We start from the raw sequence: 24792 nt of genomic DNA on the forward strand, positions 1-24792 counted from the left end.
ATAACTCTTTCGGCTTTGCTGCGCTCTTTAAGACGCCTTCTGCCGCGAGACAAGCAAAGACATAAAGAAGGAATACTCATGGCCAAGGTCATCGCCTCTTCGCTTCGCAAGGGTAATGTCGTTGATGTGGACGGCAGGCTCTACGTTGTTCTGACGGCTCAGAATTTCCACCCCGGCAAAGGCACCCCGGTGACCCAGGTCGATATGCGCCGCATTTCAGACGGCACGAAAGTGTCTGAGCGCTGGAAAACAACCGAACAGGTGGAGCGTGCGCATGTGGAAGACACATCCTTCTCCTATCTCTACAACGACGCCGAAGGCTTCCATTTCATGAACCCGGAAAGCTTCGAGCAGATCACCATGGACCCGGAAACGGTGGGTGATGCGCAGGCCTATCTGGAAGAAGGCATGAGCGTGATGCTTTCGGTTCACGAAGGCAATGCGATTGCAATCGATCTGCCGCGCCATGCAACGCTTGAGGTTGTTGAGACCGAGCCGGTCGTGAAGGGCCAGACGGCCTCTTCGTCCTATAAGCCGGCGATCCTTTCCAACGGTGTGCGCACATCCGTACCGCCGCATATTTCAGCGGGCACCCGCATCGTGGTGTTGACGGAAGATGGTTCTTACGTCGAGCGCGCCAAAGACTGATTGTCTTTGCGACTGTATCTCAAAAGCCCTCTTTTCCTCTTCGGAATGGAGGGCTTTTCGGTTTTAGACCGCAAGGTTCTGAGGGTGCGTATCAAAGCCTTCGTCGAATATCCTGTCGACCTCTCCGGCGGCGACCGGCTTGGAAAAGATGTAGCCCTGTATGAAACGTGCACCGAGGCTCTTCAGCGTTTCCAGTTCTTCCGGTGTTTCGACACCTTCGATGGCGCAGGTCAGATTCATGTCGCGGCTCAGAGCCAGAAGCGATTTGACGATCTTGTAGCCGGCAGCGTTCGTGTCGATGCCGGTAATGAAGCTGCGGTCGATCTTGATCTTCGTCAGCGGCAGGGCGTGCAGGCGGGTGAGGCTTGAATAGCCCGTTCCGAAATCGTCCAGCGAAAGACCGCAACCCAGACCGCGCAGCATTTCGGCGGATCGACAGATCTGTTCGAAATCGTGGGCGAAAGCGGTTTCCGTGATTTCGAAGTCGATAAAGCGCGGATTGAACCTGCTGCGGCCGATGATGGCTGCAATGGCAAGCGCGCTTTCGTGCGTGTTGAGGTCCTGTGCCGAGAGGTTGAAGCTGAAGCGGACACGCTGCGGCCATTTTTCGGCTAGCTGCAATGCCTTGGCGAGCAGGGTACGGGTCATGTCACTGATCACGCCGCTTCGCTCGGCAATGGGGATGAATTCAGCCGGCGAGACGCGTCCGAGGAGTGGGCTATCCCAGCGGGCAAGCGCTTCCAGGGCGGAGGTCTTGCCAGTCTCCAGATCAACAATCGGCTGGAAGACAACCGATAGCTCCTGGTCCAGATCCGCCTGCTTCAAGACCTGTTCGAGCATCGCTTCACGATGAATCTTGGCGTCCATTGCGGAGGTGAAAATGGTCGTGTTGCCGCGGCGCAGACGTTTGCCATGGTATTGCGCATAGTCCGCGTGGTCATAGAGCGCCTCATGGGAGCTTGCGGTATCGGGATAAATGGCCACCCCGACAGAGGCTGAAATCTGAACCGTTATGCCGGCGACGGCAAAGGGACGGGTGAGCGCGGCGCCGATTTCGGAACCCAGTGCATGGGCGCTTTCGTTGTCGACTTCGGTGCTGGAGACAAAAGCGAATTCATCGCCGCCCAGCCGGAAGAACCTGGTTTTGTTGTCCTGGGGCAAAGCTGCCAGTCTCTTGCCGACCTTCACGAGCAGTTTGTCGCCGGTCGAGTGACCGTAAATGTCATTGACCGGCTTGAAGCCATCAAGATCAATGATGCCGACACTCAACTTGGTGCCATTGTTGCTGGCCTCGTCGAAAGCTGTCTGCAGATGGGACAAAAAGGCGCGGCGGTTCGGCAGGTTTGTGAGGCTGTCCAGATTTGCCAGGCGGTGGTTCTCGTCACTCAGCGCTTTTGTTTCCACCTGCGAGCGCACCATCTTGGCAAAATTTCGGTAATTGACCGACAGGATTGCCAGCATAGAGATGCTGACAAGTAGAATGTTGATCGCGATGGCAACGAAGGTCGGTTGTTCCGTCCCGAGAAAGAAGATGATGAAAGACGTGTTCACAAAAGCGGTGACGCTCAAGGCCGCCGAACGCAGATGCATCAGCGAGAAGATGCAGCTGATGACAGTGATCGACATGTAAAACGCCACATGTGAACGGGTGTAAGCGTCGCCGTAAGAATAAAGGGCAAATGACCAGAATGTGAAAATGGGGGCGATCAGATAGGTCAGCCGATTGGTTTGACGCAGCGCCCTGAGCGCTTCTTGCGCGGTCGGTACAATCCCGCGCGACCTGCACCAACGTGCCACCCGGGCAATCGCAGCGGCGGTGAGCAGCAGCGGCAGCGAAACTGTCAACGCGACCGGTGCGATTTCAAAATGCGTGTAGGCGAGCGCCCATGTGCTCGACATCAGGATGAAATACATCATCGGCAGCTGATGCGAAAGCGCCTGGTACTGCGCCCGCAGAAGCTCCGGATCATCAACTGGAACGGTCATATAGTAGGCGATGCGGGAGAAGATTGATTTCAAGGCCTGACTTCCCGGTTTTTTTGTATTTCGCCTTTGCGCAATACCTATTTCCGTTTTCGGTCGTAAAACCGTATACGTGCGAATTTAAGAAAGTGTTACAGGGCGTTCCTCAAGTATCGATAGTGTTTCCCGCTTTTTTTACTCTGGAAAATTCACGTATGTGGTGAAGAAGAACTTGTCTGTTTTCGGCGAGGCGGCTGATGGAAGCGCGGCTGGCAGGGGAAGCTATGCGCAGGGCGCATGGCAGTCCCGACATATCTGCTCTACTAATACTACTTTTGAAACTTTATATGTTGGCCATCGGAGCAACGCACCTCCTCCCGCGTTGTTCTGTGCGTCGGACACCCTACTCCTCCTCCCAAGGGTGCCTGACATAAAACAGCAGCACTCCTCCTCCCAGTTGCTGTTTTGCTATTTGCAGAAGCCTGTCGCACCTCCTCCCGCGGCAGGCTTCTCGCATTTTGGGCTCTTGAATTCATCCCAGACCTCCTGGATTTCCAACGGTTGATGTTGGGCGTCTGTTTTCTTTGCTCGCCTCTCATTTCGCCTATGTCTGCTGCACCTTATGCCCGGCAAGCGCATCGCTTCCGGGTTTTGCAGCATTTTCTGCCGGGACTCGCTGATCTTTCTCGGCGTTGCCGTAAAAGGCGTCCCGGATGGGTGCCCGCCTGACCGGGAAGGCGGATGGGGCGTTTTGTGCGCCACATTGTTGTTAGTTTATGATGCGCACAAAGCGCCCCGCTTTCGGCAGTTGATCCCGTGACGTCCGCATCTCTGCCCGCCGCATCATTTGCGATCACGATGGTTGCGTGGACTTCGCAATGCCGCCCACGTTTGACGTGGTCAAACGCGGATAAGTTCGGCTTTGCCTTTTTGGTGCGCATGTACCTTTCGCCCTGCAAAGCAGGAGGACATGCGCGCACACCGAGGGCCGTTTGGTGTGAACCCATCAGGCCCGACCCAAGGGGAATGCATGTCTCACGGACCCGATGGTGCAGACTTACGTCGTTTCTCCACCACCAGAACCGGCCCCACTCGCCACAGCGCCCTGTGGTGTATCCGTGCGGGACGGGGGTATTATGAACATGGTTTGAGAGGGCGGGGATGAAATGGCGTTATGTGGTTGTTTTTATTTGTGTGGGGGTCGCGTTTATCCCCGTTTTGGGCTGCCCCTGGTCTTCTCCCCTTGGGGAGAAGGTGGCCCGAAGGGTCGGATGAGGGGTTCTCATGAAGTCGCAGTGGGAACCCCTCATTGTCATGCTGCGCATGACATTTCTCCCCAAGGGGAGAAAACCAGGCCGTGCTTGCGGCAGCCTCAATGGTCAGCCCTCATGCCTCAAGGAGCCGCCTTGGCGGCGTCTCGAAGGGCGAGGGCGGGATATTTGTACGATAGGGGGCCAGCCTGACCCTTCGAGGGTCGCTCCGCTCCCACCTCAGGGTGAGGCTGGAGGGAGCTTTCGCTTCGCCCGCCGTCATGCCAGATCTAGGGTGACGAAGGAGAGCGTGGTGCCGCGGTCCTGTCCTCTCCCCTTGTGGGAGAGGATAGCAAGCCCCAAGAGCCATAGGCGATTGGTCGGCGCGCTTGGTGAGGGGTATTTGATCGCGCCCTTCGAAACTCCACCCCTCACCAAGTGCGTCCAGCGTTCAGCGATTGCTTCACGCGGACTTACTATCCTCTCCCACAGGGGGAGAGGCGGGAGCGTGGCGCGGTCGTGCCGGATGTCTCAGGTCGCATAAGTGGAAAGACTTGGCTTCGGGAAGCGCAAGAAAATATGGGTCGGATGAGGCGTTCGCAATGCCATTGAGGGAACCCCTCATTGTCATGCTGTGCATGACATTTCCGCCGGAGGGGAACCGCGCTTGCGGGGATGTGGGGATTGGCTTAATCCACTTTCCCCATTGCACAAATCCTGCGCATGGCTAAGATTTTTGCTTAATTGCAAAAACTGTGCGTTGGGACTTCATGTCGATTAAAGCAAGCATCTATCATCTGACTCATTACAAATATGATCAGCCGGTGCGGCTGACGCCGCAGATTATCAGGCTCAAGCCGGCAGCGCATTCGAAGACGAAGGTGATTTCCCATTCGCTGAAGGTGACGCCAGCCAATCACTTCGTGAATTTGCAGCAGGACCCTTACGGCAATTATCTGGCGCGCTATGTGTTTCCCGATCCGGTGACGGAGTTCAAGATCGAGGTCGATCTGGTGGCCGACATGACGGTCTACAATCCGTTCGACTTCTTTGTGGAAGAGCAGGCAGAACACTGGCCTTTCGACTATCCGGAAGAGCTGCTGGAGGATCTGTCGATCTATCGCAAGTCGGAGCCGGTGGGGCCGCATCTGCAGGCTTTTCTGGATACGGTTGACCGATCCCGCCAGCGCACCGTGGACATGGTTGTGGGGCTGAATGCGAAGCTGCAAAACCAGATCGCCTATACGATCCGCATGGAGCCTGGCGTGCAGACGCCGGAGGAAACGTTTGAACTGGCAAAGGGCTCGTGCCGCGATTCCAGCTGGTTGCTCGTGCAGATCCTGCGCAATCTCGGTTTTGCGGCGCGCTTTGTTTCAGGTTATCTCATACAGCTTGAGCCGGATTTGAAAGCGCTCGACGGGCCCTCTGGCACGGATCACGATTTTACCGATCTGCATGCCTGGGTGGAAGTCTATCTTCCCGGTGCCGGGTGGATCGGGCTTGATCCCACGTCGGGGCTGCTGGCGGGTGAAAGCCATATTCCACTAGCCGCGACGCCGCATTACAAGAATGCCGCGCCGATTTCCGGTGGGCTCTATGGCAACCCGGAAACAGAATTCGCCTTCGATATGAAGGTGACCCGTGTGGCAGAACACCCGCGGATTACCAAGCCGTTTTCGGAAGAAAGCTGGGAGGCGCTTGATGCGCTGGGCAACAAGGTGGATGCGGAGCTGAAAACGCATGATGTGCGGCTCACCATGGGCGGTGAACCGACCTTTGTTTCCATCGACGATTTCGAATCCGATGAGTGGAATACCGCAGCCGTTGGTCCGCAGAAGCGCGACAGGGCCGATGTGCTCATCCGGCGTTTGCGCGACCGCTTTGCGCCTGGCGGTTTCCTGCATTACGGGCAGGGCAAATGGTATCCGGGCGAAAGCCTGCCGCGCTGGACCTTTTCGCTCTACTGGCGCAAGGACGGCAAGCCGATCTGGCGCGATGCCAGCCTGATTGCCAAGGAGGCGGCGGATAATCACGCGACCTATACCGATGCCGGAAAGCTGTCGGTTGCGATTGCGATGGAGCTCGGCATTGATCCGGATTGCGCAGTGGCGGCCTATGAAGACCCGGCGGAGTGGATCATCAAGGAAGCCAAGCTGCCTGAAAATGTCGATCCTTCGAATTCCAAGCTGAAGGATGCCGAAGAACGCGCCCGCATGGCGAAGGTGTTTTCCAATGGGCTGACCAATCCAACCGGCTATGTTCTGCCCGTGCAGGCCTGGAATTCCAAGGCGGCGGGCCGGAAATGGTTTTCTGAGAAGTGGCAGACGCGGCGCGGGCGGCTTTATCTGATCCCCGGCGATTCACCCATCGGGTTCCGCCTGCCGTTGAATTCGCTGCCCTATGTGCCGCCGGCGCGCTATCCCTATATCAACCCGCAGGACCCTTCTGTCGAGAAACCGCCATTGCCGGATTTCCACGATGGGCCGGGACGGGACATGCCGGAGATTTCGCGCCAGACAGACAGCAATGCACAGCGGGTGCTGGGGCAGACACTCTCGGAAATCCAGGGTGAGGTGCGTACGGCCATTTCGCTGGAGCCGCGCGATGGGCGTGTCTGCATTTTCATGCCGCCGACGGAAACGCTGGAGGATTATCTCGATCTTGTTGCCTCGGCGGAGCGGGCAGCCAGTGGGCTGGGAATTCCGGTTCACATTGAAGGCTATGCGCCGCCACAGGATGAGCGGTTGAATGTGATCCGTGTTGCGCCCGATCCCGGTGTGATCGAGGTGAATGTGCATCCAGCCGACAATTGGCAGGACTGCGTGAACATCACGACTGCGCTTTACGAGGAGGCGCGGCAATCGCGGCTCGGCGCTGACAAGTTCATGATCGACGGGCGGCACACAGGCACCGGTGGTGGCAACCATGTGGTTGTCGGCGGGGCCAATACCTATGACAGCCCGTTTCTGCGTCGACCCGACCTGTTGAAGAGCCTGGTGCTTTACTGGCAGAGGCACCCGGCGCTGTCCTATCTTTTCTCCGGACTCTTTATCGGCCCGACCAGTCAGGCACCGCGCATCGACGAGGCGCGCCATGACGGGCTTTACGAGCTGGAAATTGCACTGGCGCAAGTGCCGTTGCTGGGAGCCGGCGCGCCGCCCCTGCCGTGGCTGCTTGACCGGCTTTTCCGCAACCTGCTGGTGGATGTGACGGGCAATACGCACCGCTCGGAAATCTGTATCGACAAGCTCTTCTCACCCGATGGACCGACCGGGCGGCTGGGGCTTGTGGAGTTTCGCGGCTTTGAAATGCCGCCGAATGCCCGGATGAGTCTCGCCCAGCAGCTTCTTGTGCGGGCCATCATTGCGCGGCTGTGGAAGAACCCGATCGATGGCAGTTTCGTGCGCTGGGGGACGACCCTGCATGATCGTTTCATGCTGCCATATTATGTCTGGCAGGATTTCATGGAGGTGCTGGGCGATCTGAAGGAAAACGGGTTTGAATTCCGGCCCGAATGGTTTGCCGCACAGCTTGAGTTCCGTTTCCCATTCTGCGGGGAAGTGGAATATGAGGGCTCGAAGCTCGAAATCCGCCAGGCGCTGGAGCCGTGGCATGTGACAGGTGAGCAGGGTGCCGTTGGTGGAACCGTACGTTATGTTGATTCATCCACCGAGCGGCTTCAGGTTCGGCTGGAGACAGCAAACCCCGAGCGGTTCAAAGTTGCCTGCAATCAGCGGCCTGTGCCTTTGCGGGCGACGAACGAGCGCGGTGTGGCTGTGGGTGGTGTGCGCTACAAGGCCTGGCAGCCGGCGTCGGGCATGCATCCGGTGCTGCCGGTCAATACCCCGCTGACCTTCGATATCTATGATACATGGTCAAGCCGCTCGATTGGCGGTTGTATCTACCACGTGGCGCATCCCGGCGGGCGCAACTATGACACATTTCCTGTGAATGGAAACGAAGCTGAGGCGCGGCGGCTGGCGCGTTTTGAGCCTTGGGGGCATAGTGCGGGCGTTTATCCACTGAGTCTGGAGCAACCGCATCCCGAATTTCCAATGACACTGGATCTGCGGCGACCGGCGGGCCTCTTTTGAAAGTTTGTGAATGCCGAAGAAAATGGCTGATTTGCTGGGGAAGGATGCGGGCGGCGCGCTGACCGATCCTTTGCTTGGCTATCAGCCGCTTCCCGGCGTGGCTGATGAGATGGTGGATCCCAGCGGCAAGGTGCGCCCGGTCTGGCAGAAACTTCTCAGCTATCTCGGCAAGCAAGATGAGAACGGCCTGGAAGATCGCTTCAACCGCGCGGATCGCTATCTGAAGGATGCAGGCGTTTTTTACCGCTCCTATGGCGGTCCGGGTTCGGTCGAGCGCGACTGGCCGCTTTCGCATGTGCCGGTGCTGATTTCGGATGAAGAGTGGAACCGCATTTCGGACGGTCTCATTCAGCGCGTGGAGCTTTTAGAGGCGATTGCGGCCGATATTTACGGCGAAAACACATTGGTGCGCGATGGTGTTCTGCCGCCAGCGCTGATTGGGGCCAATGCGGAATTCCTGCGGCCGCTGGTGGGGGTGAAACCGGCGGGCGGGCATTATCTGCATTTCTGTTCCTTCGAAATCGGGCGTGGGCCGGATGGCAACTGGTGGGTTCTGTCCGACCGCACGCAGGCACCTTCGGGTGCCGGTTTTGCGCTGGAAAACCGGGTTGCCACGGCGCGTGCCTTTTCCGATCTCTATGCGGATATGCATGTGCATCGGCTGGCCTCGTTTTTCGGTGCATTTCGCGAAACGTTGCTGGCAAGGCGGCAGTCGCCGGTGGAGCGGGTGGCCGTTTTGACGCCGGGGCCGGCCAACGAAACCTATTACGAGCACGCCTATATCGCCCGTTATCTCGGTTTCATGCTGCTGGAAGGCGAGGATCTTGCGGTTGTCGATGGCCGGGTGATGGTGCGCACCGTCTCAGGACTGAAGCCGATTGGTGTCTTGTGGCGCAGGCTTGATGCGAGTTATGCCGATCCGCTGGAGCTCAATCAGAATTCCTATATCGGCACGCCGGGCATGGTGCAGGCACTGCGGCAGGGTTCGGTGACGATGGTCAATGCGCTGGGCACCGGAATTCTGGAAACGCGGGCGCTCCTGGCGTTCCTGCCGCGCATTTCAGCGCATCTGAAAAACGAGCCGCTGAATATGCCATCCATTGCTACATGGTGGTGCGGGCAGGAGGCGGAGCGCGCCTATGTGGCCTCCAACATTGACGGCATGGTGATCGGACCTGCCTATTCACGGCTGCCGTTTTTCGATGACAAGGGTCAGTCGGTGCTTGGCGCGACGCTGAGAGAACAGGCCAAGGAAACGGTGATCGGCTGGCTCAAGGCTGAGGGTGCACGTCTTGCGGGACAGGAGGCGGTTACACTTTCGACAACACCGGTGTGGCACGAAGGCAAGCTGGTGCCGCGACCGATGTCGTTGCGGGTTTTTGCAGCCCGCACGCTGGACGGCTGGACGATCATGCCCGGCGGTTTCGCGCGCATTTCCAGCGGGGCTGATGCGCTGGCAATTGCCATGCAGGCAGGTGGCAAGTCTGCCGATGTTTGGGTGGTCTCCGAAGGACCGGTGGAACGGCCAACGCTGCTGCCGCGCGAAAACGACTTTACCCGCAATATGCCGGGTAGTTTGCCGAGCCGGGCTGCGGATAATCTTTATTGGCTGGGCCGCTATATCGAGCGGGCGGAAGGCACGATCCGAATCCTGAGAGCCTGGCATGCGCGTTATGCTGAACTTGCCGATGCGGAAACGCCACTTCTGGCGGATCTCACCGCCTATCTCAAGGCGCTTGATATTGCGATCGAACCGGCGGTTCCGGACAGCCTGCTTGCCAATATCGAAAGTGCACTTTTCAGCGCATCGAATATTCGCGACCGGTTTTCGCCGGATGGATGGCTCGCGCTGGTCGATCTGGCCAAGACGGCACGCGATTTCAACGAGCGGATCAAGGCCGGTGAAGATGCGGCACGCGCCATGACTGTTCTATTGCGCAAGCTTGCGGGCTTTGCCGGTCTGGTGCATGAAAACATGTATCGTTTCACCGGCTGGCGCTTTCTCACCATCGGGCGCTTGCTGGAGCGCGGTTTGCATATGACACGCCTACTTGGCCATATGTCGGGCGATGATCCGCCGGATGGTTCCTGGGACCTGCTTCTCGATATTGGCGACAGCGTGATGACGCATCGGCGGCGTTATAATGTGGCAACTGCGGGTGTGACCGTGACCGACCTGCTGGCACTCGATGCCTTGAACCCGCGCTCGATCATGTTCCAGCTGGACGCGATCAAGAGCGAGGTGGAGGCGTTGCCCAATGCCTATCGCGATGGCCAGATGTCGCCGCTCTACAGGGAGGCAGTGCGGCTTCATTCCATGATGGCGGTGAAAACGCCGGAGGAGATGAATGCAGCGATCTACAATGAGCTTGAGCAGGAAATGGAGACGCTCTCCAATGTGCTCTCGCAGACCTATCTCGCCTAGGGGCCAGCATGATCTACGATATCAAGCTCAAGATTACCTATGAATATGACGTGCCGGCAACGGGTGCGCGCCATGCGGTTAGAATTCTGCCGGTAACGATCGACGGACGACAGAGGCTGATTGCAGGGGCGCTGTCCTTCGATCCTGTGCCGGAAGAGCGTGTCGACATCGTGGACTTCTTCGGCAATCATGTTTCACTCGTCCAAATGCGAGCGGCGCATGACAAGTCGCTCATTCAGATGCAGACGCGCGTGCAGGTGGAAGCGCCGCTTTCGCTTCCCGGCCTGTCGCGTCCCTTAAGCCGCATTGCCGAAGAGGTGGCGACATTCAAAAGCATGGCGGGCGATGCGCCGCATCATTTTCTCGGTGCAAGCCCGCGCCTGCCGATTGTGCCCGATGTTGTTGAGTTCGCGCGCGAATTTGCAGGGCGTGATATGCCGGTAGAAGAGATTGCGCGCGCCATGTGCGCGGGCATCCATCGCGACTTCAAATATGATGGCAAAGTGACCAAAGTTGATACGCCGCTTAAAGAGGCTTTCAAGCTGAAAGCGGGTGTATGCCAGGATTTTTCCCATATCATGATTGCCGGATTGCGTAGCCTCGGTATTCCAGCCGGCTATGTGAGCGGCTTTTTGCGCACCATCCCGCCGCCGGGAAAACCGCGTCTGGAAGGGGCTGACGCCATGCATGCCTGGGTGCGGGTTTGGGGCGGTAGAGACGCCGGCTGGCTGGAATATGACCCGACCAACGATATGCGCGCCGGTCTCGATCATATTGTCGTGGGTTATGGACGGGACTATTCCGACGTGGCGCCGGTTGTGGGAGTGCTGAGAAGTTATGGCGAGCATGCGACGCAACAAAGCGTCGATGTTGTCCCGGTGAACCTTGGGCAGGATGCATGAGATTTGGAAGGTTCAGGTGGCCGATATGCCCCGGGAATTGAAGGCGCTGAAACTGCGTTATCCGACGGCGGCGACATTCAAGTTTGGTGACAGTGCTGCGCTTTGCCAAACACTTCTTTCCCTCGTGCGTGCGGGCAAGAAGGTGGCGACCTGTGGGGCGCTCAGGGACTATGAGAGCGACGAAGCCATGCCGGAAATCGGGCGGCAGGATATTGCGTTGAACTGGGACGACACACCGGCCCTCGTCATTGAGACGGTTGAACTCATTCAGTGTCGGTTTGATCAGGTGACGGAAGCGATGGCGCTTGCTGAAGGGGAGGATGAAAGCCTGGAAGACTGGCGCGAAGGACATGCGCGCTATTTTGAGCGTAATGGCGGATATTCGCCCGAAATGCAGATTGTCTGGGAGCGATTCAGGCTTATAGAAGACTTGGGATGAAATCTATTTTCCTTATGTAGATGGTCGCCCTTTATTCGTAAAAAACGTTCTAATTTTATTTTTATTTGAATTAATTTGTATAAAATCCGTCAATTCATCTGAAATTACTTAGATATACATTCCTTCCATTCGACATCCGGCGGAGGTGTGTATGCGTATTTTTCGTTTATTTCTGGGCAGGCTGAAAGTTTTTTGCGGAGACAAGGCTGGCAATCTTGCCATTATCGGCGCTCTTTCGATGCCTGTTGGACTCGCGGCGGTGGGGGCGGCACTCGATCTTGCAACGGTGGTTTCGGTCAAGAGCAAGCTGCAGACGGCGGCAGATGCCGGTGCAGTTGCAGCGGCTGCCTACCTTGTCAACGACGACAACGCGACTGAAGAAAAGGCAAAGGAGCTGGCCAAGAGCTTCATCCGCGGTCAAGTCGGGTCAGAATTGAGCCTGCTTGCCGATAAAGCCAAAAAGGAGGGCGAGGACGGCTTCGATCTTGATTCGTGCACCTCTGTCACAATTACGCCGACACCCGGTTACGCGAACTCCGTTACCTATGATGTGAAGGTCAATACCTGCATCGAAAAACAGCTAACGGCGCTGAATGTTCTGCTGGGCCACGACATGGAAACCATCTTCGTGAAGAGTTCGGCGCAGAGCACGACGGCTACCCACAATGCCTTTTCCATGTATCTGGTTCTGGACCGCTCCGGCTCCATGGCCTGGGATACGACCAAGGCGATCGGCGAGGAGACTTACACTTATTCCTGTGGCTATCGAAACAGGTATAAGTGCACCGGCACGCGCACAGTCTATCTGAAAAAGATCGATGCCCTGAAACAGGCTGCAGCCCAGCTTCTGGCTGTGATTGACGAGGCCGATCCCGATGGCCTTTATTCCCGTTTTGCGGCAGTCTCTTATAATTCTTCGACCCAGACGCCACAGGATTTCTCCTGGGGGACAAGTGATGTTCTGGCCTATGTGAATGCGCTGCCTGCCGATGGTGGTACGGATTCATCCTATGCGGTCAAAACCGCCTATCAGGCGCTCTCTGGCACGTCTGAGGATGTGGCGCACAAGGCGAAAAATGGCCAGAAACCGGACAAATACATAGTCTTCATGACCGATGGTGACAATAACGAGGCGAGCGCGGATACGGCGACCAAAAACTGGTGCGACAGCGCCAAGGCGTCCGGCATTGAAATCTACACGGTCGCCTTCATGGCGCCTGACGGCGGCAAATCGCTGCTGGGTTATTGTGCCTCTGGAAGCGATCACTATTTCGAAGCGGAAGACGCCGATGAAATGGCTGCCGCATTCAAGTATATCGGCGAGAAGGCAACCGATGCCACGACCCGCCTGACGCATTGAGCGGGCTGCTCACCACATGCAAAACACCTCGGGCGCTTCCACTGAAAGGAAGCGCCGCACTTTTTGATTGCCGCTCAAATGAGATGTTGCAAGTGCTCTGGAACGGTGTTTAAGTCGCTTTAACTGCTATAAAAACAAAGCGATTTATGGGCATGAACGAGATTAAGACAGGCGATCTTCCAGCCCCGGCGCCAAGGGCAACCGACCCCAAAATACTTGCTGAAGAAATTGTTGAGCGTCTGACTTACCGTATTGGCAAGGACGCAAAGGTTGCCAAGCCGCACGACTGGCTGACGGCGACAATTCTGGTGATCCGCGACCGCGTGATCGACCACTGGATGGCCTCGACCCGCAAGACCTATGCCGAAGGCGGCAAGCGGGTCTATTATCTTTCGCTTGAGTTCCTGATCGGGCGTCTGATGCGCGATGCGGTGAGCAATCTCGGTCTCATGAATGAAATGCGTGAAGCGCTGGACTCGCTGGGCGTGGATATCGATCTCGTGGCGGGCCTGGAGCCGGATGCGGCACTTGGCAACGGCGGTCTTGGTCGACTTGCTGCCTGTTTCATGGAATCGATGGCGACCGTTGACGTGCCGGCTTACGGTTACGGTATCCGTTATGTACATGGCCTTTTCCGGCAGCAGATATCCGATGGCTGGCAGGTGGAACTGCCGGAGACCTGGCTGGCGCATGGAAACCCGTGGGAGTTCGAGCGTCGCGAGAGTTCATACGAAATCGGGTTTGGCGGCGCTGTTGAAACCGTTACGGACGACGAGGGCGAGCCGCGCTATGTGTGGAAGCCGGGCGAACGCGTCATTGCCCTGGCATTCGATACGCCCGTTGTTGGCTGGCGGGCAAAGCGGGTGAACACGCTGCGCCTGTGGACCGCGCAGCCGATCGACCCCATTCTGCTCGATGCGTTCAATGCCGGTGACCATATCGGTGCCTTGAGAGAGAGCAACAAGGCCGAGAGCCTGGCGCGCGTTCTCTATCCGGCTGACGCAACACCGGCGGGGCAGGAACTGCGTCTGAGGCAGGAGTTTTTCTTCTCGTCCGCCTCGCTGCAGGACATCCTGCGCCGCCATCTGCAGCAGTTCGGTACTTTGAAGAACCTGTCTGACAAGATCGCCATTCAGCTGAATGACACGCATCCGGCCGTGGCCGTTCCGGAGTTGATGCGTCTTTTGATGGATCAGCACGGGTTCGACTTTGAAGACGCGTGGGATATGACGCGCGAAACCTTTGGCTATACGAACCATACGCTTCTTCCCGAAGCGCTGGAAAGCTGGCCGCTGCCGCTCCTTGAGCGGCTTTTGCCGCGCCACATGCAGATTATCTATGCGATCAATGCCGTGGTGTTGCGCGAGGCGAGAAAAGAGAAGGATTTCAGTGACGCGCAGATCCGCGCCATCTCGCTGATTGATGAAAACGCCGAGCGGCGGGTGCGCATGGGCAATCTTGCTTTTGTCGGCTCGCACAGTATCAATGGCGTGTCTGCTCTGCACACGGAGCTGATGAAGGAGACCGTGTTTCACGATCTCCATCAGCTCTATCCGGAGCGCATCAACAACAAGACCAACGGGATTACGCCGCGCCGCTGGCTGATGCAATGCAATCCGGGGCTGACCAACCTCGTGAAAGAGGCCATCGGTGATAAATTTCTGGATGATACGGAGGCTCTGCAGGCCCTGGATGACTTTGCGACCGATGGCGCATTCCAGGAGAAGTTTGCGGCAGTGAAGCTGTCGAACAAGGAACGGCTGGCGGCGCTGGTGCGCGAGCGGCTGGGCCTCAGGATCGATCCTTCCGCGCTTTTTGATATTCAGATCAAGCGTATTCACGAATACAAGCGCCAGCTGATGAACATCATCGAGACCGTGGCGCTTTATGATCAGATACGCTCGCATCCCGAACTTGACTGGGTGCCGCGCGTGAAGCTTTTTGCGGGCAAGGCGGCACCGAGCTATCACAATGCCAAGTTGATCATCAAGCTTGCCAATGATGTGGCGAGAGTGATCAACAACGATCCGGCGGTGCGCGGTCTGCTGAAGGTCGTTTTCATGCCGAATTACAATGTGTCACTGGCCGAGGTGATTGTGCCGGCAGCCGATCTGTCAGAGCAGATTTCTACAGCAGGCATGGAAGCATCCGGCACCGGCAACATGAAATTTGCGCTGAACGGGGCGCTCACGATCGGTACGCTTGATGGCGCGAATGTGGAAATGCGTGATCATGTCGGTGCTGAAAACATTATCATTTTCGGGATGACGGCGGATGAAGTTGCCGCCGCACGGGCAGAGGGTCACGATCCGCGCGCAATCATCGAAAACTCGCCCGAGCTTTCACAGGCACTGTCTTCCATTGCCTCGGGCGTGTTCTCGCCGGACGATCCAGGACGCTTCACATCGCTGGTCGATGGGCTTTATGCGCATGACTGGTTCATGGTGGCTGCTGACTTCGAAGCCTTTGCAAATGCACAGCGTGCGGTGGACAAGCTGTGGTTGGATCAGCCATTGTGGCAGCAGAAGGCCATTTTCAACACCGCTCGGATGGGCTGGTTCTCATCTGACCGGACAATCCGCCAATATGCAGGCGAGATCTGGAGAGCCGGATGACGAATGAACGGGATGTGGCGGGCAAAAATCCGTCCGTCCTCGCTCCTGAGGAGGTAACGGCAATCATCAACGGCTCGCATTCCGACCCCTTTGCCGTGATGGGGCTGCATGAGGGGGGAGGCCAGTTTTACGTCCGCGGATTTATTGCTGGCGCAGAAAGTGTAGACGCCGAAACGCTGGACGGAAAGCCAATCGGCAAGTTGAAATGTCTCGATCCGGCCGGTTTTTTCGCAGGTCCCGTCAAGCTCAAGTCCCGCCAGCCGGTGCGCTATCGCGCCAAGAATGCCGAGGCTGAATGGACGGTTACTGATCCTTACAGTTTTGGCCCGGTGCTTGGGCCGATGGATGATTATTTTATCCGCGAAGGCTCGCATTTGCGTCTGTTTGACAAGATGGGCGCGCATCCGATGACGCATGAGGGCGTTGACGGCTATCACTTCGCGGTCTGGGCGCCGAATGCGAAGCGGGTTTCAGTCGTTGGCGGGTTCAACGATTGGGATGGGCGCAAGCATGTGATGCGGCTCAGACGCGACACGGGCATATGGGAAATTTTTGCACCCGATGTGACTGCGGGTTTTGCCTATAAATACGAAATTGTTGGCGCGGACGGGAAATTGCTGCCGCTGAAGGCAGACCCCTTTGCCCGCCGTTCGGAATTGCGGCCGCAGACGGCGTCGGTCACCACGCCGGAGCTGGAGCAGGCATGGGAAGATGCCGACCATCGCGCGCATTGGTCGACGGTAGACGCGCGGCGTCAGCCGATTTCGATTTATGAGGTGCATGCCGGTTCCTGGAAACGCCATCCCGACGGCAGCTTCTATAGCTGGGACCAGTTGGGAGATCATCTGATACCCTATTGCGTGGAGATGGGGTTCACGCATATCGAATTCCTGCCGATCTCCGAATATCCCTACGATCCGAGCTGGGGCTATCAGACGACCGGACTTTATGCGCCGACGGCACGGTTTGGCGAGCCGGAAGGGTTTGCCCGTTTCGTCAATGGTGCACACAAGGCTGGCATCGGCGTTCTTCTCGACTGGGTGCCGGCGCATTTTCCGACAGATGCGCATGGGCTCGGGAAATTCGACGGTACGGCGCTTTACGAGCATGCCGACCCGCGCAAAGGGTTTCATCCCGACTGGAACACGGCGATTTACAACTTCGGTCGCACGGAGGTTGTCTCCTACCTCGTCAACAATGCGCTTTACTGGGCCGAGAAGTTCCATCTCGACGGCTTACGTGTCGATGCAGTGGCCTCGATGCTCTATCTCGACTATTCGCGCAAGGAAGGCGAGTGGATACCGAACGAATATGGCGGGCGGGAAAACCTGGAGGCGGTGCGTTTCCTGCAGACCATGAACAAGCAGGTTTACGGCACCCATCCCGGCGTGATGACCATTGCGGAGGAATCGACCTCCTGGCCGAAGGTTTCCCAACCCGTTCATGAGGGAGGGCTTGGTTTCGGGTTCAAGTGGAACATGGGCTTTATGCACGACACGCTGCAATATTTTGCCCGTGAGCCGATCTACCGGAAATATCACCACACCGATCTGACGTTCGGGCTGCATTATGCCTTCTCCGAAAATTTCGTCCTGCCGCTTTCTCATGATGAAGTCGTGCATGGCAAAGGTTCGCTGCTGAACAAGATGGCGGGCGACGACTGGCAGAAGTTTGCCAATCTGCGTGCCTATTACGGCTATATGTGGGGCCATCCGGGCAAGAAGCTCTTGTTCATGGGGCAGGAGTTTGCCCAGCGTGCGGAGTGGAACCATGGAAGCGAGCTGGACTGGTGGCTTCTGGAGCACCATACCCACAGTGGCATGCAGCGTCTGATCAAGGATCTGAATCATCTCTATCGCGAAAAGCCGGCGTTGCATGCGCGTGACTGCGAGCCGGAGGGCTTTGATTGGCTGATTGCGGACGACCGGGAGAATTCGGTTTTTGCCTGGCAGCGGCGTGCGCCGGGCGCAAAGCCGGTGGTGGTGGTTTCCAACATGACGCCTGTCATGCGCGAGGGCTATCGTGTGCCGATGCCGGGCGGCGGCAAGTGGCGCGAAATCTTCAACAGCGATGCAGAAGTCTATGGCGGAAGCGGCAAAGGGAACGCTGGCAGCGTTGAAGCGTTGAATGAAGGAGGCCGGGGATTTGGCGCGATCATGGCATTGCCGCCGCTGGCCACAGTCATGTTTGAGCCTGATAGTTGAGCCGATAATGGGAGGGCCTTGAGATGGCAAACACAGTGAAACGACCAAGACCATTGGCCCGCGATGCTATGGCCTATGTTCTCGCAGGCGGCAGGGGGAGCCGTCTGAAAGAGCTGACGGATCGCCGCGCCAAGCCGGCGGTCTATTTCGGCGGCAAGTCGCGCATTATCGATTTTGCGCTGTCCAATGCCCTCAATTCCGGTATCCGCCGCATTGGTGTGGCCACACAGTACAAGGCCCATTCGCTGATCCGCCATCTGCAGCGCGGATGGAACTTCTTCAGGCCTGAGCGTAACGAGAGCTTCGATATTCTGCCGGCCTCGCAGCGTGTTTCGGAAACGCAGTGGTATGAGGGAACGGCAGACGCCGTTTATCAGAACATCGACATTATCGAGCCCTATGGCCCGGAATTCATGGTCATTCTGGCAGGCGATCACATCTACAAGATGGATTACGAGATGATGCTGCAGCAGCACGTCGATTCCGGTGCGGAGGTGACGATCGGCTGCCTTGAGGTGCCGCGCGAAGAGGCCAAGGGTTTCGGCGTGATGCATGTCGATGAAAACGATCTGGTGATCGATTTCGTGGAAAAGCCAGCCGACCCGCCAGGCATTCCCGGCAACGAAAGCATGTCGCTTGCCTCGATGGGGATCTACGTGTTCCACACGAAGTTCCTGATCGACCTCTTGCACAAGGATGCCGCCGACCCCAATTCGAGCCGCGATTTCGGCAAGGACCTGATCCCTTATATCGTGAAAAACGGCAAGGCGCAGGCGCATCGCTTTGCACAATCATGCGTGCGGTCCGACTTTGAAAAGCAGGCCTATTGGCGCGATGTGGGAACGGTGGATGCCTATTGGCAGGCCAATATCGACCTGACCGACATCGTGCCGGAGCTTGATCTTTACGACAGCGAGTGGCCGATCTGGACTTATGCGGAGATCAATCCACCGGCCAAATTCGTGCATGATGTGGAAGGACGACGCGGTTCGGCCGTTTCGTCCCTGGTTGCGGGCAATTGCATCGTTTCGGGATCGTCCATCTATAAGACACTGCTTTCGGCAGGCTGCCGCATCAATTCCTTCTCGGCGCTCGACAGTGCCGTGGTGCTGCCGGATGTTGTAGTCAACCGTCATTCGCGGCTATCCAAGGTCGTGGTCGACCGTGGGGTTGTGATTCCCGAAGGGCTGGTCGTGGGCGAGGACCCGGAACTGGATGCCCGCCGTTTCCGACGCACGGAAAGCGGGGTCTGCCTGATCACCCAGGCGATGATTGACAAGCTGGATATGTGAAGCATGAAGGTATTATCCGTCGCCTCCGAGATTTTCCCGCTGGTGAAAACGGGGGGACTTGCCGATGTTGCGGGTGCGCTTCCGCTGGTTCTTGCAAAGCAGAATGTGGAGATGCGCAGCCTGCTTCCGGGCTACACGCCGGTGATGCAGAAGATGTCCTCGGTGCGGAAGGCCAAAGTGGCGGAGTTTTCCGATCTCTTTGGCGTCAAGGCCAAGCTTTATGCCTGCACCTATGAGGGGTTGAGCCTTTTCGTTCTGGATGCACCGGCGTTTTTCCAGCGCGATGGCGGCCCCTATACAGCCAAGGACGGCAAGGACTTTCCGGATAATTGGAAACGTTTTGCAGCACTTTCCCATGTCGGTGCGCAGATTGCCGGCGGGCTGGTTGAAAAATGGGTGCCGGACCTTGTGCATATGCATGATTGGCAGGCGGGACTGACGCCAGCCTATATGCGCTATCGGTTCGCGCCCGATACGCCGAGCATGATGACCGTGCACAACATCGCCTTTCAGGGACAGTTCGGGGCCGATATCTTTGCCGAACTCGACCTGCCGGCGGAAGCCTTTTCCATGCACGGGATCGAGTATTATGGCGATGTGGGTTATCTGAAGGGCGGGATGGAAATTGCCGATGCGGTGACGACGGTGAGCCCGACCTATGCGCGCGAGATTTTTTCGCCGGAGTTCGGCATGGGCCTTGAAGGGCTGATCCGCGCCCGTGCCGATGTGGTGCACGGGATCGTCAACGGGATCGATACCGATATCTGGAACCCGGAAACAGATCCTCTTATTGCGGCGAATTTTTCCGCAAGCAAGCTCAAGGGACGGGCTGAAAACCGCGCAGCGCTGGAAGCGCATTTTGGGCTCGATATCGATGACGGGCCGATTTTCTGCGTGATCAGCCGGCTGACATGGCAAAAGGGCATGGACCTGCTGGCCGATCTGACCGGCGAAATCGTGCATCGCGGCGGCAAGCTGGTGGTGCTTGGCTCTGGTGACAAGGCGCTGGAAGGCGCGCTGCTTGCGGCTGCGGACCGCCATGCCGGGCGCGTTGGTGTGAGCATCAATTATGATGAGCCGCTGTCGCATCTCATGCAGGCCGGGTCTGATGCCATCTTGATACCATCGCGCTTCGAGCCCTGTGGACTAACCCAGCTTTATGCGCTGCGCTATGGCTGTGTGCCGGTGGTGGCGCGTACCGGCGGCTTGAACGACACGGTGATCGACGCGAATACGGCGGCACTTTCGGCGGGCGTTGCCACCGGCTTTCAATTCTCCAGCGTCACCCATGACGGGCTGAGGCTGGCATTGCACCGGGTCTTCGACACCTGGGAAGAGCCCAAGATGTGGGCTGCGATGCAGAAAAACGGGATGCGTGCCGATGTATCCTGGGAGCGCAGCGCATCCCAATATGTCGACCTTTATCAAAAACTGATTTCCGCAAGAGGCCACTGAATATGATCAATATCGTTCCCACAACACCGTTTGAGGGGCAGAAGCCTGGCACCTCCGGGCTTCGCAAGAAGGTTCCGGTTTTTGCGCAGACCCATTACGCGGAGAACTTTATCCAGTCGATCTTCGATAGTCTGGAAGGTTTTGCCGGGCAGACATTGGTGGTGGGTGGCGACGGCCGCTACTACAATCGCGAGGTGATCCAGAAGGTGATCAAGATGGCCGCAGCCAACGGCTTCGGCAAGGTGATGGTGGGGCAGGGCGGTATTCTTTCAACGCCGGCGGCATCGAATGTCATCCGCAAATACAAGGCCTTTGGCGGTATCATTCTCTCGGCCAGCCACAATCCGGGCGGGCCGAACGAGGATTTCGGCATCAAGTACAATATCGGCAATGGCGGGCCTGCGCCCGAAAAGATCACCAATGCGGTTTATGCGCGCAGCCAGGTGATCGATATTTACAAGATTTCTGATGTCGAGGATGTGGACCTGGATTCCATCGGCACGTTGGATATTGCCGGTATGGCAGTCGAGGTGATCGATCCGGTGGCGGACTATGCGGACCTGATGGAGAGCCTGTTCGATTTTGACGCTATCCGCGCGATGATTGCGGGTGGAACGCGCGTGGTGGTGGATTCCATGGGTGCGGTGACTGGTCCTTACGCTCGCGAAATTCTCGAAAAGCGGCTCGGTGCGCCGGAGGGTTCTGTACGCAACGCGACACCGTTGCCGGATTTCGGGGGGCATCACCCGGACCCCAATCTGGTGCACGCCAAGGAACTCTATGATGATGTGATGAGCCCGGACGGTCCCGATTTCGGTGCGGCCTCCGATGGCGACGGCGACCGCAACATGATCGTCGGCAAGGGCATGTTCGTGACCCCCTCCGACAGTCTGGCGATCATTGCCGCCAATGCGACCGTGGCACCGGGTTACGCGAAAGGGATCACGGGTATTGCGCGCTCCATGCCGACCTCGGGTGCTGCCGACCGGGTGGCCGAGAAAATGGGCATCGGCATGTATGAAACGCCGACCGGATGGAAATTCTTCGGCAATCTTCTTGATGCCGGCATGGCAACGGTCTGTGGTGAGGAAAGCTTCGGCACGGGCTCCGACCACGTGCGGGAAAAGGACGGGCTTTGGGCCGTGCTTTTCTGGCTCAACATTCTGGCTGCACGCAAGCAGGGTGTGGCCGAGATCGTGAAGGAACATTGGGCCGAATATGGCCGCAATTATTATTCCCGCCACGATTACGAAGAGGTTGATTCCGATGCGGCCAACGGTCTGATGCAGCATTTGCGCGACAGCCTGATCAGCCTGCCGGGGCAGAGTTTCTACGACCTGACGATCGAGGCGGCAGACGATTTTGCCTATCGTGATCCGATTGACGAATCCATTTCGGAAAACCAGGGCATCCGCATTCTCTTCGAGGGCGGCTCGCGCGTGGTGTTCCGGCTTTCGGGGACGGGAACGGCGGGTGCGACGCTTCGCGTTTATGTGGAGCGCTATGAGCCGGATGCTGACAAGCATGGCATCGACACGCAGGAAGCGCTGGCCGACCTCATTGCCGCGGCTGACCATTTCGGGGAAATCAAGGCCCGCACGGGCCGCGATGCGCCGAGCGTGATTACGTGAGACGTCAAGCGCCCGGTGGCTTTGGTCTTGTTGCCTGCATGGAGGGTCTCGCGCTGATGCGAGACCACCAATCCAGGAGGTTTGGATAGGCTGAGGTCATTGCCCTGCCTTCCTCCGTCATCAGGAAATAGTGGAAGATTGGCGCGAGATACAGGTCGCTTAATGTCAGCGTATCTCCTGCCATCCATGGGTTTTTCCCCATAATATCGGAGATGGCTTTCAGGCAGATTTCGGCCACAGGACGGGCTGCGGCGACCTTCTCTTCGTCTGTTTTTTCGCCCTCAAGCGGTTTGGCAATCCGCTCGACATAGATGCCCCAAACAAGGCTCGGATAGGCATAGTTGTCGGCGATGCTGATCAACTGGTTGCAGCGCGCGCGCTCCACCATGTCGGTCGGTTGGAGGATGGCACCCTCGAAAGCCTCGTCAATGTAACGGGTGATGGCGCCGGTTTCATAAAGGTGAAGTGTGCCGTGGCGAAAGGCGGGAATTTTTGCGAAGGGGTGCTTTTGAAGATAGCGCGGATCCGCACGGTCGGTGTTGAAAATATCGACGGGTTCGAGATCATAAGGAATGCTTTTTTCAGCAAGGCACAGCCTGACGATCCTGACATAAACGCTGTCATCTGCACCGTAGACCCGTTGGTCTTTCGCTCATGGGACGCCTTGATGAAGCCTGATGGTATTTCGTGATATCTTGCCACAGCGGCGATGCGATAATCAATGTATGCGACGTGATACTGGAAACCGTCTGTCTGACCCTTGTTTTCCAGATATACATACATATTTTATTTATTATGTATTCAAGAGGAGAGACCTATGAGCTACGCCTTTACCAAGACATTGGACATGGATTTTGACGCAGCGATTGCGCATGTGACGGACGCGCTGAAAGCAAAGGGCTTCGGGGTGCTGACGACGATTGACGTGAAAGCCACGATGAAGGCGAAGATCGACAAGGACGTCGCGCCTTACACGATCCTTGGTGCGTGCAATCCGGGTTTTGCTTACAAGGCGCTGCAGGCTGAGCCGCTGATCGGAACGATGCTGCCGTGCAATGTGATTGTGCGTGCGCTTGACGATGGCAAGGTGGAAGTCGCCGGTATTGACCCGATGGCCTCCATGCAGGCGGTGGAAAATCCCGCCCTCGGTGCAGTGGCGACCGAAGTCCAGGGCATGATGAAAGAGATTGTTGAAGGGCTCTGATCAGCCTTCGACGGATTGTCCGAAAATGGCAATCAGTGCGCCCAGAAGTGAAAGCGTTGAAAAGGCCACGGTGCGCCACACCGGGCCTTTTTGCTGCGCGGAGGTGGCGGCTGCGATAGCGGCCTGCAGCGAATAATAGACGGCGAAGGCGCGGGATGCGTAGGCGATGATTTCGAAGACGTCCGCCGTCCATGTGATGACGAGACCGATGGCAGTGAGAAGGGCATAGGCCTGGCGGGCGCTGATCTTGCCAGAGGTGATTTCGACAAAGAGGCCACCCGAGCCGGATGTATCAGCAATGGCGGCGCTCAATTGGGCGGCCAACGCTGCCGCCACCAGCAGGAAAGGCAGGATCGGTGCCACCACACGCATCATGTCAATGATGGCGGTTTCTGTGAGAACAAGCTCGCCGCGGGTGAAGACATAGCTCAAGAGCAGCGTGTAAACCATGTAAATGAGCGCCGAAAGCCATTGCGCGAGCTGCATGGATTTGATGCGGGTTTCGGCTTTGTAGGCTGCGCCCAGATAGCGGGATGTTTCAAAACCCTGCACGGTGATGATAAGGCCGAAGGCCAGCGTGATGGCGCTCAATCCGCTGACTTGGGGCGGGTTGAAGATAAGCGCGTCTGCCTGCCACTTGCCGAAGAAGAAAAAGGCGAGGCCAACCAGAACGCCTGAGATGATGGCGAGCTTGACGGCAACGGAGAGATATTCCATGCGCTCCAGCGCTTTGAAACCCTTCCACCAGCCGGTGATCAGAATGACCGCGAAGGCGGCGGTGGTGAGCATGCGGGCGTAGAATTCGCCGTTCAAGGGTGTGAGATTGACGCCGAATGCACCGAAGAGGTTGAGATAGTAGGTGACGGAAATCACATAGGCGAAGGCCAGTGACCAGGAGGCCAGATTTTCGAGCCCATCTGCCAGCGAACCGCGCGGTTTGTCTGTTTCGAGAGCCTGTATGTTGAAGCGGATGGTCCAGCCGAAGAGATAGGCGCCGATGCAGAGTGCGGCCATGATGAGGGGAGCGAGATAGCCGTAGGACGCATCGAGAATAGGACCGAGAACGAGAAAGCCGCTGCCGATGATGGAGGCGAGCGGCGTGATCATGGCTCTCCAGCGTTTGGAGGCAGCCAGCCTGTTGCTCAAGAAGGCGACGGCGGTGAGCAGCACGGCCGCGATGATTGAAATGTTCTGCAGCACAGCCACCTCGTCATTTTACTTCTGGATAGCACGGGAAGACGTGGGGTCAACCACGTCGTTTGTGTGCTGTGACACTTTAAATTCGCCATCATGACCTTTAGAAATGCGCCA

The 24792-nt window shown here is 57.4% G+C and carries 14 protein-coding genes and 1 pseudogene; 12 read left to right on the forward strand and 3 right to left on the reverse strand.

The window, feature by feature from the left end; all coding sequences use genetic code 11:
- The first annotated feature begins 78 nt into the window (after positions 1 to 78).
- The gene (efp, locus tag NHF56_RS01920) at positions 79 to 648 is read left to right on the forward strand and encodes an elongation factor P (protein ID WP_252801075.1); all 570 of its coding nucleotides are present in this window, start codon (positions 79 to 81) and stop codon (positions 646 to 648) included.
- A 63-nt stretch (positions 649 to 711) separates the two neighbouring features.
- On the opposite strand, the gene NHF56_RS01925 is transcribed toward efp, so the two are convergent.
- Entirely contained in the window at positions 712 to 2667 is a 1956-nt protein-coding gene (locus NHF56_RS01925; protein ID WP_252801077.1) for a bifunctional diguanylate cyclase/phosphodiesterase, read from the reverse strand.
- Positions 2668 to 4630: 1963 nt separating this feature from the next.
- Between NHF56_RS01925 and NHF56_RS01930 the strand changes: the two genes are divergently transcribed.
- From NHF56_RS01930 to NHF56_RS01975, 10 genes are all read left to right on the forward strand, one after another.
- Positions 4631 to 7954 (forward strand): DUF2126 domain-containing protein, encoded by a 3324-nt coding sequence (locus NHF56_RS01930; RefSeq protein WP_252801079.1) that lies wholly within the window; start codon positions 4631 to 4633, stop codon positions 7952 to 7954.
- A 22-nt stretch (positions 7955 to 7976) separates the two neighbouring features.
- Positions 7977 to 10379 carry a circularly permuted type 2 ATP-grasp protein gene (locus tag NHF56_RS01935; RefSeq protein WP_373456279.1) on the forward strand — a complete coding sequence of 801 codons (2403 nt, stop codon included), beginning with the start codon at positions 7977 to 7979 and terminating at the stop codon, positions 10377 to 10379.
- Between the two features lie 8 nt (positions 10380 to 10387).
- Entirely contained in the window at positions 10388 to 11281 is an 894-nt protein-coding gene (locus NHF56_RS01940) for a transglutaminase family protein (protein ID WP_252801083.1), read from the forward strand.
- A 25-nt stretch (positions 11282 to 11306) separates the two neighbouring features.
- Positions 11307 to 11720 carry an ASCH domain-containing protein gene (locus tag NHF56_RS01945; protein ID WP_252804801.1) on the forward strand — a complete coding sequence of 138 codons (414 nt, stop codon included), beginning with the start codon at positions 11307 to 11309 and terminating at the stop codon, positions 11718 to 11720.
- A 151-nt stretch (positions 11721 to 11871) separates the two neighbouring features.
- Complete coding sequence (locus NHF56_RS01950) at positions 11872 to 13080, forward strand: VWA domain-containing protein (RefSeq protein ID WP_252801085.1); 1209 nt, start codon at positions 11872 to 11874, stop codon at positions 13078 to 13080.
- A gap of 152 nt (positions 13081 to 13232) precedes the next feature.
- Positions 13233 to 15695, forward strand: coding sequence for a glycogen/starch/alpha-glucan phosphorylase (locus tag NHF56_RS01955; protein ID WP_252801087.1), 2463 nt, complete (start codon positions 13233 to 13235; stop codon positions 15693 to 15695).
- Entirely contained in the window at positions 15692 to 17899 is a 2208-nt protein-coding gene (gene glgB / locus NHF56_RS01960; RefSeq protein WP_252801089.1) for a 1,4-alpha-glucan branching protein GlgB, read from the forward strand. Before NHF56_RS01955 ends, glgB begins: the two co-directional genes overlap by 4 nt.
- Positions 17900 to 17922: 23 nt before the next feature.
- On the forward strand, positions 17923 to 19191 hold the full coding sequence (gene glgC / locus NHF56_RS01965) for a glucose-1-phosphate adenylyltransferase (RefSeq protein ID WP_252801090.1): 1269 nt from the start codon (positions 17923 to 17925) through the stop codon (positions 19189 to 19191).
- 3 nt (positions 19192 to 19194) lie between these two features.
- Positions 19195 to 20646: a glycogen synthase GlgA gene (glgA, locus tag NHF56_RS01970; protein WP_252801092.1), complete on the forward strand. Its 1452-nt coding sequence runs from the start codon at positions 19195 to 19197 to the stop codon at positions 20644 to 20646.
- 2 nt (positions 20647 to 20648) lie between these two features.
- Positions 20649 to 22277: an alpha-D-glucose phosphate-specific phosphoglucomutase gene (locus NHF56_RS01975; RefSeq protein ID WP_252801094.1), complete on the forward strand. Its 1629-nt coding sequence runs from the start codon at positions 20649 to 20651 to the stop codon at positions 22275 to 22277.
- A 4-nt stretch (positions 22278 to 22281) separates the two neighbouring features.
- Here the strand turns inward: NHF56_RS01975 and NHF56_RS20990 are convergent.
- Positions 22282 to 22933 (reverse strand): annotated as a pseudogene (locus NHF56_RS20990) (glutathione S-transferase family protein).
- 161 nt (positions 22934 to 23094) lie between these two features.
- Here NHF56_RS20990 and NHF56_RS01990 point away from each other — a divergent pair.
- Positions 23095 to 23481 (forward strand): DUF302 domain-containing protein, encoded by a 387-nt coding sequence (locus NHF56_RS01990; RefSeq protein WP_252801097.1) that lies wholly within the window; start codon positions 23095 to 23097, stop codon positions 23479 to 23481.
- On the opposite strand, the gene NHF56_RS01995 is transcribed toward NHF56_RS01990, so the two are convergent.
- Positions 23482 to 24681 (reverse strand): hypothetical protein, encoded by a 1200-nt coding sequence (locus NHF56_RS01995; RefSeq protein WP_252801100.1) that lies wholly within the window; start codon positions 24679 to 24681, stop codon positions 23482 to 23484. It lies immediately after the preceding gene.
- Positions 24682 to 24792 lie beyond the last annotated feature (111 nt).

It is taken from the genome of Rhizobium sp. L1K21 (assembly GCF_024055895.1).
Lineage (GTDB): Bacteria > Pseudomonadota > Alphaproteobacteria > Rhizobiales > Rhizobiaceae > Ensifer_A.

Bases quoted from the DNA above. Each gene is read 5' to 3' on its own strand.
- efp (WP_252801075.1), top strand. From the start codon at position 79: ATGGCCAAGGTCATCGCCTCTTCGCTTCGCAAGGGTAATGTCGTTGAT.
- NHF56_RS01930 (WP_252801079.1), top strand. From the start codon at position 4,631: ATGTCGATTAAAGCAAGCATCTATCATCTGACTCATTACAAATATGAT.
- NHF56_RS01935 (WP_373456279.1), top strand. From the start codon at position 7,977: ATGGCTGATTTGCTGGGGAAGGATGCGGGCGGCGCGCTGACCGATCCT.
- NHF56_RS01940 (WP_252801083.1), top strand. From the start codon at position 10,388: ATGATCTACGATATCAAGCTCAAGATTACCTATGAATATGACGTGCCG.
- NHF56_RS01945 (WP_252804801.1), top strand. From the start codon at position 11,307: ATGCCCCGGGAATTGAAGGCGCTGAAACTGCGTTATCCGACGGCGGCG.
- NHF56_RS01950 (WP_252801085.1), top strand. From the start codon at position 11,872: ATGCGTATTTTTCGTTTATTTCTGGGCAGGCTGAAAGTTTTTTGCGGA.
- NHF56_RS01955 (WP_252801087.1), top strand. From the start codon at position 13,233: ATGAACGAGATTAAGACAGGCGATCTTCCAGCCCCGGCGCCAAGGGCA.
- glgB (WP_252801089.1), top strand. From the start codon at position 15,692: ATGACGAATGAACGGGATGTGGCGGGCAAAAATCCGTCCGTCCTCGCT.
- glgC (WP_252801090.1), top strand. From the start codon at position 17,923: ATGGCAAACACAGTGAAACGACCAAGACCATTGGCCCGCGATGCTATG.
- glgA (WP_252801092.1), top strand. From the start codon at position 19,195: ATGAAGGTATTATCCGTCGCCTCCGAGATTTTCCCGCTGGTGAAAACG.
- NHF56_RS01975 (WP_252801094.1), top strand. From the start codon at position 20,649: ATGATCAATATCGTTCCCACAACACCGTTTGAGGGGCAGAAGCCTGGC.
- NHF56_RS01990 (WP_252801097.1), top strand. From the start codon at position 23,095: ATGAGCTACGCCTTTACCAAGACATTGGACATGGATTTTGACGCAGCG.